The following is a 14,112-nucleotide window of genomic DNA, read 5'->3' as shown; positions in this document are numbered from 1 at the left end:
TTGGAAAGGTTTGCCAAATGGTATGTCGAAAATATTCTAAATAAGCAGAAACAGATTATTTTAGCACTAATTATAGTCTCTGCCCTTCTGGGCATCTATGCTGTTTTTGGCTTAAGAATCAATGCAGATATAACAGGATTGGCACCAAAGGACGATCCCAGATTCCAGGACCTTGTGAAATACACTTCAGAAAAAGTAACTTCTAATACATTGATAGTTGCCATCGACGGTGTGAAAACGAGTAATCCAGATAACATCGCCAAAATGATTAAAGAACTTTTTGAAAACACACCGTATATAAACCACGCAGAACCTTTTGATAACCCAGAAACGTTGGTTAAATACGGAATGCTTTCTTTTGGTGAGGGAACTATAAACGATACCATTAGGTACTACCAATCGCTTACAAGGGTAGAACCGAAAACTCTTGTTGACTTCAGATTCTGGAGAAATGTAGGCTCTGCACTTTACGATTTGCATAGTTACATCAAAGGTATAGTAGAAAAAAGCGGTATCAAGAAATATTATTTGCTTTCACCCGACAAAGAACTTTTAGTCATGAATTTCTCCATGAAAAAGCCAATGTCAGATGTAAAATTCGTCGCAGAGGCTGTCCAAGAGCTAAAAAAACTATCCAAGAAATTTGAAAACCAACATAACGTAAAAATATATTTTACTGGCGGCGTGATGTCTACATACGAAGCAAACATCCAGGCATCGAAAGATTTTACCCTTACAACTTTTATATCTCTCGTCGCCATTATACTTATAATAATCATCGGTTTTGGTAATATATGGGAGCTCCTTATCCTCTTTGCAGGACTTCTAATGTCAATGGGTATAACTCTTGGGCTTATAGCTTTATTCTTAAAAGAATTGAATATAGTAACCACGTTCGTCAACGCTATGTTATTGGGAATGGGTATAGATTATGCTATGTACATCGTCACAAGAATACAGGAGCGATTTAATATGGAAGGTATCTTACGCCAGAGTATAGTAGATGCCTTCATCGAAAATTTTAGACCATCGTTCATATCAATGGTTACAACTTGTCTTGCATTCCTTGGAATGCTCTTGAGTCCTTCTGATGCAATTAAGCAGATGGGGTTTTCCATAGCTCTGGGTGTTGTTGTTTACTTCTTTGTTTTCAACACGCTTGTTCCAATAGCTCACAATATGCTCCTTCCAAAATTCAAAGGTCGTCAAAGGGAAACTTATGTGAGAGTGGTTGATATAGTAAGAAAGAGCCGTGTGCTAATGACACTGACAATAATAACTACGTTGCTTTTGTCAGCTGTAGGGATTTACTCAATTATAAACTTTTCATACACAACTTCCAGCTTGATTCCAAAGAAATCAGAAACAAATGTCACTAGTGAACTAATATCTAAAAAATTTGGTAGCATTGCTTCCAGCGATATAGTAATAGCTGCGGAAACATCTGAAGAACTGCAGAGTTTTCTTGCAAAACTCAAAGAAAAAGGACTGATAACTTCCGACTTTTCAATACTTACGTTCATCCAAAATCCTGAAAAGATAGCAGAGGAAAAATCCAACATCTATGTCCAAGTTCTTCAGATAACTAATACACCTTTTTTAGAGATTCTCTTCAGAAAGTATGGGCTTTATGAAAGTTTCGTTTCAACAGTTGATGTGATAAGAAATATCTCATCAACAGAGGACCTTTTCAAACTCATGGAGAAAGATATTCCCAGCTTGTTCTACGAGGATATCCACGGGAAAAAATACCTGCTTGCGTTTGTGACACCCGCAATAGAAATTTGGGCAGGCAACAACATAAAAACTTTCTTCGAGTCTATTAAAAAAATAGGAAACATAAGAACTTACGGATACACAACACTCTTCTATGGAATTATAGAAGAGTTGCTCATCTCGACCATTTGGGTTTTTGGTATCGTCTTCCTGATAGAATTTATAATCCTTTACATCGAGTTTAGAAATGTTAGAAAATCTTGGAACATAATATCGCTGACAACACTAAATACCCTTGCAGCTTTTGGTATTTCTTATCTAGTAGGTATCAAAACAACGTTCATTACCTTTATTGTTTTACCAATATTCTTGGGAATAGGTGTTGATAGTTTAGTTGAATTGGACCACAGCATCCGATATGGGAAAGAGAGTGTTATAAAAACAGAAAAAGCAGTCATAATGAGCGTTCTCACAACGGTAGCCTCATTTGGTAGCTTTATATTTGCTCAGGGACAGTTACTCAGAGAGTTTGGTTTTGTCACATCAGCAGGTCTCATAGGTGATTTGCTTATTTCGTTCTGCTGGTATCTTAACACAGCAGAGAAATCGTATCGTGAGGCCAAAAAAGTTGAAGCATCGAATCCTGCCATCAATGAGGAGGACAAGTGATGAGGATATTGATGATATCGGATACATATTTGCCTCAAATAAATGGTGTTGCTACCTCGATTTATCTATCAAAAAAATATTTGGAGATGCGAGGCCATGAGGTTTTTATAGTCGCTCCTGTAAAGCCGGAAGGTGAAGAAAAAATCCTTTTAGTTCCAGGCATACCTTTCCCTTTAGAAAAACAACACAAGGTAGTTTTTGCAAATCACATAAAAATTATAGAATTCGCACTCGAAAACAAAATAGAGATAATCCACAGCCACGACCCTATGGCACTTGGTATGAGGGCATTAAAGGTCCAAAAAGATTTAAAATTACCGCATGTTCATACCTATCACACACTTTTAACGGAATACAGACATTACGTTCCTCCGCCGTTTACTCCAGACAGAAGAACCGTTGAGGAATTTTCAAAATGGTTTTGCAACAAAGTCAATATCGTTATAGCACCAACAGAGGAAATAAAGCAGGAACTCATATCTTACGGTGTTCAGCGACCCATTGAAGTTGTTCCAACAGGCATCGATACGATAGAATTCTCCCAACCACCAAGGAAGGATATTCGGAAAGAATACGGCATACCACACGATTCTATCTTACTAATGTACGCAGGAAGACTAGCAAAGGAAAAGAATTTAGAGTTCCTTTCAAAAGTGGTCTCTCGTTATATGCATGAAAATAGCAATGTTTGGTTCTTGATCGTAGGTGACGGACCGGAAAGAAAAGCTCTTGAAAGCTTCTTTGAAGATGAAGGTCTTATGGGCAGAACAATATTTACAGGATACATTCCCCATAAAGAAATGAGGGATTATTACAAAGCTGCAGATTTGTTTGTCTTCGCATCTTTAACAGAAACTCAAGGGCTGGTTGTTCTCGAATCCTTAGCAAGTGGCACACCTGTTGTTGCAATAGCTTACAAAGGTATAGCAAACGTGCTTGTGAATGGCGAGGGAGCCATAACCACTGGTATTAATGAAGAGGAGTTTTACCATGCGATAAGAATTGCCCTGGAACGAAAAGAAGAACTTTCTAAGAAAGGTATTGAATATGTGGAAAAATACTGGTCAATGAATACAATGGCTGACAAGTTAGAAAAAATCTACCAAACAGCTATACAACAAGGATTCATCGACTTTACAATGCCATCAATAATCAACACGTCGTTACAAATGAAACTAAACGCGGTATTCAAAAAACTGATTGAGCTCTTTGACTAAAAAAACAAAAAAAGCGCTCCAAAAATCATGTGGAGCGCTTTTTTAACCCAAACATCACTTGAGTTCCTCTAAGCTCGTTCGCTTGTCTTGTCGATTTCAAACAATTCATTTAAGAATTTCACATAGCTTTCGTATCTTGTTGGACTTATTTTTCCTTTTTCAACTGCCTTCTTTACATAACATTCTGGTTCGTTCAAATGCAAGCAATCTGGAAAAAAGCACTTATCGTTTTCAAATTCAATAAATAATTCGCGTAGTTCCAAAGGCTTTATGTGTGAAATCTCAAGACTTGCAAATCCAGGAGTATCAACTACCCACCCACCAAAAGAAAGTGAGAGTAGCTCAGCTGCAGTTGTTGTGTGCTTGCCTCGTTCCAGTTTTTCGGAAATCTCGCCTGTTCTTAGTCTAAGTGTACTTTCCAACGCGTTCAACAAACTGCTTTTTCCAACACCAGACATCCCAGCAAAGACAGATACTCTTCCTGTAAGATACCTTTTTAGGTCCTCTAAACCTATCCTTTGAGTCACGCTTGTCTTTATTATTGGATAAAGCTTCCCATATATCGATTCGAATTTTTGTATCTGTTCTTCGGACAACAAATCCACTTTGTTGAGAGCTATAACAATAGGTAGATTCTCATATTCCACCAGAACAATGAATCTATCAAGTATATCGTATGGAACTTCCGGCTTTTCAAGGGTCGTAACTATAACCACTTGGTCCACATTTGCAACACTCGGCTTTTTGAGTTCGTTGCTTCTATTGAGAATATTTTCCACAACACCTTCGTTACCAACCACCCTTACAAACTCAACAACATCTCCAACAATAGGTCTGATACCTTGTTTTTTGAATTTACCACGTAGCTTGCACAGAAGCTTTTCACCGTTTTCAAGGTCTTGTACAACCAAAAGGTTAGAATAAAATTTGATAACTCTTCCCAATCTTCTTCCCTGTTTCATATTTTAAAACTGCCCCCCTTGGAAGTTTGAATTATTTGTACTTTCTTGGTTTTCCTGACGTTTCCCGATATCCTCTGGTGTAGAAACAGGTGTCGGGGCAGTCTGTCCAAAGTTTTGAGATTCAGTAGGGACAGATGGAGGTATAACCTCCAGTGCATTTTCTGATGCAGAATATGGCAACTTTATATCACTCGATTCAGCTGAATTCTGAGCGTTTTCAGGAATGCTCGTGTCTGTTTTACCAGATCCACTACTTACAAACAATGTAACAATATCGCCCGTGACGACTTTGTTACCAGGAGTTGGTGATGTTTGTATAACTGTGCCACCCAATTCCGCCTCTGGGACCTTTTTGATGGTTGAGTGTATTCCCATCAAATCAAATATCTTTTGAACACTCTCATACCATGTCCCTTTAAAATCTGGAAGAATAAGAGATTTTTGAACTGCATTTTCTGTGAAAAGTTTCACCTTCCTACCTTTCTTCACAACAGTATTTCCTGGAGGTTCCATATTGATTACTCTTCCCGCGTCTCCCAATTTCTCAACCTTGAACCCCAAATCTTTCAGCTCTTTTTCTGCAGTTTGAACATCAGTCCCTACGAAATTTGGAAGGAGTACAGTTCCCCTTTTCGTTTCCAGGAACATTACCAAATAAAATGCAAGTAATCCCGAAATAACCGCCAAAATTATGACCATTACAACTAAAACTGGGAAAGAAAGGACAACCACGCCGAGGTGTTTTTTCTTCTTCGAAGAATCCTTGTTTGCTTTTTTGATTCTTCTATCTATCAACAGCATCACTCCCTTATTTAGTCTGTTTCACTTTACTGCTTGTGATGTGTCTTCTTCTCAGTTGACCGCAAGCCGCATCTATATCAGTTCCTTTTTCCCTTCTTATTTCGTTTTCGATGTTGTGCTTGTCTAAGATTTCCTTGAACCTTTCAATAGCCCAATGGTGAGGTCTTTCCATTTTGATTTCACTATCGGTCTGTACAGGGTTAACAGGAATAAGGTTAACGTAAGCGCCTATACCTCTGAGAAGTTCCGCAAGCTTTTCCGCATCGTCCACAAAATCGTTGAATTCCCTAATAAGGATATATTCAAATGTGACACGGTTTTTGGTAATCTTTTGATATTCTTTGACAGCATGGATTATCTCTTCGACAGAATACTTTCTGTTCATAGGAATAATAATGTCTCTTTTATAATTCGTTGGTGCATGCAACGAAATCGCCAACTTGACCTCGGGCAAATCGTTTGCAAGTTGCACTATCTTTTCCGGGATACCTACTGTTGATATCGAAATTCGTCTCATACTTATATTTTTGCCTTTCTTGTGGTTCAATATGCGCACACTTTTTACCACTTCGTTGTAATTCAAAAGTGGTTCTCCCATGCCCATGTAAACAATGTTACCAATATTCACACGCCTTTCCTTTTCCATCGCAATAACCTGAGCAACGATTTCACCAACGGAAAGATTTCTGACATAACCGCTCTGACCAGTTGCACAAAATGCACATTTAACAGGACATCCAACTTGAGATGAGATGCAAGCAGTTACTCTGTCAGTGTGGAACAGCAACACGGATTCTATGGTGTTGCCGTCTTCCAACTGCCAGAGAAATTTGGTAGTTTTATCGATTTTGGAAACTTGCATATCCAATAACTCAGGCACCCCTACGTAGAATCTTTCCGAAAGCAGAGCCCTATGTTCTTTCGATAAATTTGTCATCCCGTTAAAATCAAATGCCTTTTTTTTGAATATCCAATCCCACACCTGGTCAACCCGGAATTTTTCAAGTCCAAACTTTGAAAATTCTTCAACCAGTTCTTCATAACTAAAATCAAGAATGTTCTTTTTCATATATGTCACCTTCACCTCTTCGTATTTTTATCTCCAAAATCATATAAATCAAACATAGAACGAACAACAACCTTGGAAATCGTAACTTTTCGTTATCGGCTTCACAATAAATCCCGTATATTTTTGTATCCTTTCTTGTAGCATTTTTCTGTATTCACCTTTTGGTTGCATACAACCGAGCACAACATTCTTAAATAAATCACTTGCTTTGGAAAACACCCGAGCTACTTCTTCAATTTCCGGTGGTTGACAATTCGCATACTTTGTTAATGGAGTAGGAATAAAGACATTCAAAACAACGCTTTCAAAGTATTTCGAAAGTATTTCTATAGCTTTTTCTTCATGAGATATTTTACCACATAACGCACCTATCGTCACATGTGGCACCTTTTTCACTTTTAATGGTAAAACCGCGTTCAAAATTTGTTCAGGCTCCCTCTCTATACCGTATACTTCTCTAAGAACGTTCCTATCAGCATAAAAATCAAAACTCACCACATCGGCAACTTCTTCAATTTCATAAGGTGGCTGTAAAGGAAACCCAATGTGGAAGTTATACTTCAGTCCATACTTTTCCTTGAGCTCTTTTAGATAGTTTATATATCCACCAAAAGGTATCTCACCATTTGGCAACATTCCGCCACTTATAAGGAAAGACTTGTATCTGTCTACATACTTTTCCAGTTCTTCAACGTGAACCATATGCTTTAAATAATGACCACCACAGTGTGCGCAGTTAAGTGGGCATCCCCGAGTAACAGTGACAGATAACGTCGCGGATGGGTCTATTTTTTTGTTCATATAATTGCTCTCCTTTCGAAACATGCAAGTGTTTATAACGTTATGGCGTTAAAACCTGCATCTCCAATCGAGCGGTGCTGTTGTAACTCTTTCTTTTTCATCGAGTTGCATCCAGCCATCGAGGTCAAGTTCAATTAATTTATCAAGGGCACTTTCGTATTCTTGTTTTGTTATCTTTCTGCCTATCAATGGATCGTTTTTTGCACCAAAGTGTGGTATGTATTGAGACATTAAGGCAACAGGTATTCTTTTGTCAAGTTCAGCAACAAACTCGAGGGCTTTTTCGTGACCACTGACATTGTTTGGCAAAACGAGTATTCGAATTATCAATCCTTTCATCCTTTGTTCATCGAAAGGACCAACTTGTCTGTACATTTCAGCAATTGCTCGCCGTGCGACATCCCAGTAGTCTGGCACCTTTGAATACCTTTTACCATATTCGTTATTCGTGTACCTTATATCGGCAAGATATATATCAACATATCCTTCGGTTTCTCTAAGCACTTCCACACGTTCGTAACTTGATGTATTGTACACAACAGGCAATGAAAAACCTCTTTCCTTAGCCATATCCAGTGCTTTAATAATCCAAGGCAGATGAGGTGTAGGGGTGACCAAATCGAGTGTTGTTGCACCCGCTTGTTGTGCCTTTAAAAATGCGCAAGCTAACTCCTCAACCGTAATCTCAAACCCCACACCTTTCTGTGAAAAGCCCATGTTTTGACAATATATGCACTTCATCTGGCAACCTGTAAAAAATACAGCGGCGGCACCTTTCTCTCCCGACAAAGGTGGTTCTTCACCTTTGTGCAAAACGATGTTAGAAAGCTTTGGGAGATAACCTACCGTGCAAACTCCTTTAGTAGTTCTTCTATCCACTCTACACATTCTTGGACACAAAGTGCACTCGTTGAGAACATCTATTCCAATTCCCATATTTCTCAAACTCCTCTTAGATTAAATCAGAAATTTTCGCAATTTTGATTATACCACACAAAAGTGCTCGAAAAATTTAGATTATGTTTAGATTGTGTTGTTTAAACCTTAATTAATTGTTTGTTCCATGCACAACTTGTGATATAATTGTATTTAGTGAAGAAACAAAACACAAAATCAAAAGCAAAACGGGGGTGTTCATTGTGTTGGAAACATTGGTTGAAAAGTTGACGATGGCAAAAAGCCCAAGTGGCAGAGAATCAGAAATCACAAAGGTAATCCTTAAGGAACTCGAAGGACATATTGATGGCTACAAAATAGACAAGATTGGCAATCTAATCGTATGGAAGAAGGGAAAGAGTGATAAGAAAGTTCTTCTCGATGCTCACATGGATGAAATCGGCGTTGTTGTTACAAATATCGATGATAAAGGTTTTCTCAAAATAGACAGAGTTGGTGGTGTTTCTCCATACACCATATACCAATCGAGGCTTAGATTCGGAGATGTTATCGGTATTGTGGGAATCGAAGGTGAAACTCCTGAAGAACTCCAAAACAACATTCAGAAGATGTCGTTTGAGAAACTCTTTGTCGATATAGGTGCAAAATCAAAAGAAGAAGCTCAGAAAATCTGTCCAATAGGGACATTTGGAACGTTTGATAGCTACTTCCACAAACAAGGAGAATACTTAATAAGCAAATCTATGGATGATAGAATCGGATGCGCAGTTATCATTGAAGTGTTCAAACGTGTCAAAGAGCCTGTTAACACCATCTACGGTGTCTTTGCCGTTCAAGAAGAAGTTGGGCTTATTGGTGCTCACGTGGCAGGATACGACATAGACCCTGATGTTGCTATCGCTATCGATGTTACAGGTGTTGGAGATACACCAAAAGGTTTGAAGAGAGTGCCCATGGAACTTGGAAAAGGCGCTTGCATAAAAGTGAAGGATTCTGCATCGATAAGCAACAGATACATTGTTGACAAACTAAAAGAGCTTGCGGAGAAACACAACATACCATACCAGATGGAGGTATTGATATTCGGAGGCACAGATGCGGCAGGTTATCAGGCAACAAAGGCAGGTATACCAAGTGCTACAATATCGATACCTACAAGATATATCCACACTCCAAATGAAATGGTATATGAACCAGATGTGGAAGCTACGATAGAACTTACCATAAAATATTGTGAAGAGGGGCTATAATTCTGGATGAAGCAGAGAACTCCAATAGGCTCAAGAAAATGGAAAGAAATTACAGATTTTGACTTGAAAGTCCTCTCGGTTGTTATCATAATACTCTCATTAGCCACCATATCGTTGGCTTTGTATGCGTTTTACTTAAAAATGCAAAAATCGAAAGTGGAAGTTGTGATAAAGGATTTAGGTGCTAATACCAATCCGCCCGTTGAAAAAACTCTGACAACGGCGACTCAAACTATAATTATCGTTGAGCCAGCTCCAGAAAGCACACTTTCTCAACTCACGCCCACGGTACCTGTTGCGACTGATACTACAACTAACACAACTAGCACAACTAACGCAACTAAACTCGAACAATCGTTACAGGTTCCGACTCAAAAAGGTGAACAAACAGACAATTTGATACCTCTCATACAAGCAACAAAGACAACTTCTGTTGAAATTGGAAAAACTTCTGAAAGCAAAACATTGCAGGAAGCTACATCGACTATTTCGGAAACTCAACAATCAAAGTCTGAACAAGGTGAAAATAAATTTCTCAAAGATATCACGAAATTCGATTACAACCTGCTAGTTTCGAGAATGGCAGAGAACTTACCGGGAAGTTTTTTGACGAATGCATACGTATACGTTGTTGACGGAGAAATTGCTTTAAAGATTGCCAAATTAACACAGAACTATATATTAGATCGCGTTAGTGGAGGCAAATATATTATCGTAACACCGACCAATATAATGCCCGAACTAAACCCATCCAAAGGATTTTGGACGATAAAAACAGATCCAATATCCAGTTCAAAAGAGGCGTTCAAATCAGTGGTCAATTTAAGAACGCTAGGCATAAGTGCGTTCAGCATATCTACAAACGCAGGATATATCATCTGTCTTGGTATTTTCACCAACGAGAACCAAGCAAAGAGCTTTTATTATTCTCAAGATTGGGCAGAACTATTAAAATATGGTCATATAACAGGGGCAAAGGTAAGTAGAATAGGAGGGTAAAAACAAGCGAAACAAAAGGGGTGTGTCTCAGGGGGATTTAATTATGTTATCTATGGATAATTTGGATAATTTTCCAAAAGAAAATCGTGACTTTTCCAATGGGCATTTCTCAGGTTCGTTTTTAAAATCTATTGTGGAATTCTTTAAAACTGCTTACGAGAAACTTTCAAAAGAACAACGAACGTTCTTTTTGATATTTTCTGCACTGGTAGTTTTCTCTGGTGTATTCTTTCATCCCAGTTACGATAGACTTAAGTCCCAAGTTGCCAGTTTAGGTGACCAACAAGGTACAAACCAAGATGGCTTAGAAGGCTTAAATGCACAAACTCAACGTAAATACGTATCATCGATAATAGAGTTGAACACAGCATCAATCGAAGAGCTCCAAACACTACCGGGAATAGGACCTTCAAAAGCACGGGCAATAGTTGAATACAGAAAACAGCATCCATTCACAAAGCCAGAAGATCTGATGAACGTCCCTGGAATAGGTCAAAAAACTTATGAAAAATTGAAAGAACGAATAAAAGTTGAAAACATGGATGCTCAGGTTCAAAATAACGCTGTTCAGAATGTAACCACTATTGAAAAAGAAAACAAAGACACGGCAATTAAGCAAAAGGATAACGAAATACAACTTACACAGATGAGGTTACAAAATGAAAAAATTAACATTAACACGGCAACTTTGGAAGAACTTCAAAAGCTTCCTGGTATTGGCCCTGCGAAAGCACAAGCAATTATCGATTATCGCACTTTAAATGGTCCATTTAAAAATATTGAGGAAATAAAAAACGTAAAAGGAATAGGCGAAAAAACATTTGAGAAGTTGAGAGATTTAATAACGGTGCACTAAGTCTTCTTTATTTACTCATTTTTTGAAGCCGTATATGATTCTAATCTCTTCGTAATTCTCAAAAAAGACTTCACACACCCTTGGGTCGAATTTCTTACCACAGTTTTCCTTTATGTATCTAATCACATTATCTTCACTCCATGCAGGTCTGTAAACTCTATCAGAAAATAGTGCATCATAGACATCAATTATACTAACGATTCTACCTTCAAGCGGTATCTGTTCTTCCTTTAATCCTTTTGGATAACCTGTACCATCCCAGTTCTCATGATGGTAAAGTGCAATATTTGCAGCCAATTTGAAGAGTGGATGGTCAACAGTGGAAAGGATTTCGTAACCAATTGTCGTGTGCCTTTTCATGATTTTAAATTCCTCATCCGACAACTTCCCAGGCTTATTCAAAATGGCATCCGGTATACCTATCTTTCCAACATCATGGAGCATCGCGGCAATTTCAAAGAACTCAAGGAATTCACCTTCGTATCCAAATTTTGATGCAAGCAATTTAGCAAGCCTTCCAACCCTTCTTACATGCTCGCCTGTTTCAAGTGACCTTGTTTCGGTAACTTCTGAAATGATATAGATTACTTTGTAGAGTGTTTCTATTAAATCTTTAGACAGCACGTAATTATTCACGGTGACTAAGTAACGCTCCAAAAATATGGATATTATTTCCAATTGATGGAGTGTCAATGGTTTGGAAAATTCTACTTTAATTCTCTCGCTTAGGTTTATTTCTTCCCTCAAGCTAAATTCTACACTCTTGTCTTCACGCCAGGAAAGATTTACAGACGGAAGGCTTTCGTTAAATTTATCCTCTTTTATTTCACCAAGTTTCTCAACCTTCACCGTCAGTCCGAGGATGTTGGAAAAGCTGTCCAGTGCTTCTGTTAAAGTCTCTTCAAAATCTTGAATATCGGAATTCAGGACAACGGAAGAATAGAAAGAGCTACGTTCTAAAAGTCTCTTTTGGGTTTCAAGTTCCACAATGTCCCTGTATTCACGCAATCTTGCGATTATCATGGTAAACAAACCATTGCTAGACAGCTCTGCCTTTTCCCTGTAATCATTTATATCGTACTTAAGAACAATCTCTCGTGGAGGAGCAGACCCTGGTTGACCAGTTCTGATTACAAGCCTTATGTAAGGATTTTTCAACTCTTCTCTGATATATCTAACCAATTCAAGTCCTGCCATATCTTTTTCCATGACAACGTCAATTATAGCCAGGGCTATATCTGGCACTTCTTGAAGTATTCTCCTAGCTTCTTCCGAAGAAAACGCGCTGTAAAGTTTTACTTTCTTTCCCTCGAACTCTATATCCCGTGCAACGACCGATGTGATAGCATGCACATCGGGTTCATCATCTACTACCAAGATTTTCCAAAATTCTCCGTTGCCACCCTTTGAGCTTGATTTCTTCAAAAAGCTAGGCACGTTTATTCACCTCACAGATAACAAAAAATTTCCGGTGCTGAAACGCGAGTTGAAAGGGTTGAAAGGTAGGATTACACTTCAACATCACGCGTTCTTTTTCGTTAAGGGTATTTTAATCCGGAGAGTTGTTCCTTTTCCAATCTCACTTTCAAGCTCTATATCACCACCGAGCATATCTACAACAAGATTGTAGACGATACTTAACCCTAAGCCCGTACCATTTTCCTTATCAGTTGTATAAAACGGCTCGAAGGCTCGCTTTTTTGTTTCCTCATCCATACCTTTCCCGTTGTCCGAAAAGGTTAATTGTAGATACTCTTCTCCGTTTCGGCTCTTTACCTTCTCGAACTTTATCACTATCTTGCCAGGATTGTCGTATTCAAAAGCATGGACTATCGCATTGTCTATCAAATTCATTAGAATTTGAGCTATTGCACCAGGCACCGTATAAGCTGCAAGGTTATCATCCACTTCCGTAATAACCTCTATCTTCGTCTTTCTCAACCTTGGGTGCATTGCGTTCAAAACATCATTAACAAGGGACTTTACGTTGACTCTGACCAAGTCTGCGTCATCTCGTTCATAGCTGTACGTTTTAAACTTTGAACAAGCTCTATGATTCTTTTTGCATTTCTGAGCATTATTTGATTTAATTCTGATATTGTATCTAGGCAGTCTTTGAAATCTTCTTCGGTAAGCTGGTCAGATTGGAATTTCTTTACTATACTATCAATCCTATTCTGTTGTTCGGTCAGTGAGGAATATATAATCCCCGCAGGCGTGTTAATATCATGTGCGATATTGACCATCAACTTTCCTAACGCAGCCATTTTTTCTGCGTTTATTATTTTATTCTGTGTCTCTTCGAGCTCGTTAAATGCCATTTCAAGTTCGGCATTAAGCTCATTGAGTTCATTAACCATGACTGCAAGCTTTTTATTCTTTTTTATATTCAAAATCAAAAGCGCGGATACTATGTAAAGCAATGCGGCACCGGTTCCTGAGACGACCAAAAAAGTCCTAGTTGAACGATCAATATAAGTGAAAATAACCTTTCCAACGTAGGTATCTGCATAGATTAAGTTGTATGTTCTATCTAATCGCTTTGTTCCAAATAGCAAATCAGTCGTTGTTAAATTCAACTTTTTCTCTTTGACAACGAGTTTATTGTTCTTGTCATCGTAGACCACTACGGATATTATCTCATCCTTTTCAATCATAACTGCGGTAATTTGCTCAATGACTCTCTTGTCGTAAGTCCAAGCAGGGTAAGAAAGACTAACTGCCATGTTTTTCATAAAACTTTCCAATCCATTGTTCCAATCGCTATAGTAGCGAGTTGCGTGCCATGTAAAAAGAATTGTGATAAGTATTAGTATAACAAAATTAACGACTAAATAAATCCTGCTTGCCGTTCCTTCGTTTTTGTTTGTCATAA

General features: G+C 38.2%; 13 protein-coding genes. 5 read left to right on the top strand and 8 right to left on the bottom strand.

Annotated elements, in window-relative coordinates; translation table 11 throughout:
• Both JM64_RS06945 and JM64_RS06940 read left to right on the top strand, forming a co-directional pair.
• On the top strand, positions 1-2,385 hold the full coding sequence (locus tag JM64_RS06945; protein ID WP_064012024.1) for an efflux RND transporter permease subunit: 2,385 nt from the start codon (positions 1-3) through the stop codon (positions 2,383-2,385).
• Entirely contained in the window at positions 2,385-3,602 is a 1,218-nt protein-coding gene (locus JM64_RS06940; RefSeq protein WP_064012023.1) for a glycosyltransferase family 4 protein, read from the top strand. Before JM64_RS06945 ends, JM64_RS06940 begins: the two co-directional genes overlap by 1 nt.
• Before the next feature lie 68 nt (positions 3,603-3,670).
• Here JM64_RS06940 and rsgA read toward each other — a convergent pair whose 3' ends face one another.
• The 5 genes from rsgA to JM64_RS06915 are packed head-to-tail and all read right to left on the bottom strand — an operon-like array spanning position 3,671 to position 8,171.
• Complete coding sequence (gene rsgA, locus JM64_RS06935) at positions 3,671-4,564, bottom strand: ribosome small subunit-dependent GTPase A (protein ID WP_064012022.1); 894 nt, start codon at positions 4,562-4,564, stop codon at positions 3,671-3,673.
• Positions 4,565-4,567: 3 nt separating this feature from the next.
• A complete protein-coding gene (locus tag JM64_RS06930; protein ID WP_064012021.1) occupies positions 4,568-5,359 on the bottom strand; it encodes a PASTA domain-containing protein in 792 nt (263 codons plus the stop codon).
• Positions 5,360-5,372: 13 nt separating this feature from the next.
• On the bottom strand, positions 5,373-6,434 hold the full coding sequence (gene rlmN, locus JM64_RS06925; protein WP_064012020.1) for a 23S rRNA (adenine(2503)-C(2))-methyltransferase RlmN: 1,062 nt from the start codon (positions 6,432-6,434) through the stop codon (positions 5,373-5,375).
• 48 nt (positions 6,435-6,482) lie between these two features.
• Entirely contained in the window at positions 6,483-7,235 is a 753-nt protein-coding gene (locus tag JM64_RS06920) for a radical SAM protein (RefSeq protein ID WP_064012019.1), read from the bottom strand.
• 48 nt (positions 7,236-7,283) lie between these two features.
• Complete coding sequence (locus JM64_RS06915; RefSeq protein WP_064012018.1) at positions 7,284-8,171, bottom strand: radical SAM protein; 888 nt, start codon at positions 8,169-8,171, stop codon at positions 7,284-7,286.
• A 206-nt stretch (positions 8,172-8,377) separates the two neighbouring features.
• Here JM64_RS06915 and JM64_RS06910 point away from each other — a divergent pair, with 206 nt between their 5' ends.
• Genes JM64_RS06910 through JM64_RS06900 form a run of 3 tightly spaced genes read left to right on the top strand, consistent with a single transcriptional unit; the run spans position 8,378 to position 11,237 of the window.
• Positions 8,378-9,382 carry a M42 family metallopeptidase gene (locus JM64_RS06910; RefSeq protein WP_064012569.1) on the top strand — a complete coding sequence of 335 codons (1,005 nt, stop codon included), beginning with the start codon at positions 8,378-8,380 and terminating at the stop codon, positions 9,380-9,382.
• 6 nt (positions 9,383-9,388) lie between these two features.
• On the top strand, positions 9,389-10,381 hold the full coding sequence (locus JM64_RS06905) for a hypothetical protein (protein WP_064012017.1): 993 nt from the start codon (positions 9,389-9,391) through the stop codon (positions 10,379-10,381).
• A 43-nt stretch (positions 10,382-10,424) separates the two neighbouring features.
• A complete protein-coding gene (locus JM64_RS06900) occupies positions 10,425-11,237 on the top strand; it encodes a ComEA family DNA-binding protein (RefSeq protein WP_156487919.1) in 813 nt (270 codons plus the stop codon).
• A 15-nt stretch (positions 11,238-11,252) separates the two neighbouring features.
• On the opposite strand, the gene JM64_RS06895 is transcribed toward JM64_RS06900, so the two are convergent.
• The 3 genes from JM64_RS06895 to JM64_RS06890 all read right to left on the bottom strand — a co-directional run bounded on the left by JM64_RS06895 (position 11,253) and on the right by JM64_RS06890 (position 14,110).
• On the bottom strand, positions 11,253-12,674 hold the full coding sequence (locus tag JM64_RS06895) for an HD domain-containing phosphohydrolase (protein ID WP_064012016.1): 1,422 nt from the start codon (positions 12,672-12,674) through the stop codon (positions 11,253-11,255).
• An 84-nt stretch (positions 12,675-12,758) separates the two neighbouring features.
• Positions 12,759-13,238 (bottom strand): sensor histidine kinase, encoded by a 480-nt coding sequence (locus JM64_RS09790; RefSeq protein WP_082868340.1) that lies wholly within the window; start codon positions 13,236-13,238, stop codon positions 12,759-12,761.
• The gene (locus JM64_RS06890) at positions 13,220-14,110 is read right to left on the bottom strand and encodes a sensor histidine kinase (RefSeq protein ID WP_082868339.1); all 891 of its coding nucleotides are present in this window, start codon (positions 14,108-14,110) and stop codon (positions 13,220-13,222) included. Before JM64_RS06890 ends, JM64_RS09790 begins: the two co-directional genes overlap by 19 nt.
• Between the last annotated feature and the right edge of the window lie 2 nt (positions 14,111-14,112).

The organism is Fervidobacterium pennivorans, from assembly GCF_001644665.1.
GTDB lineage: Bacteria > Thermotogota > Thermotogae > Thermotogales > Fervidobacteriaceae > Fervidobacterium > Fervidobacterium ngatamarikiense.
This window is presented reverse-complemented; position numbering and strand designations above follow the sequence as displayed.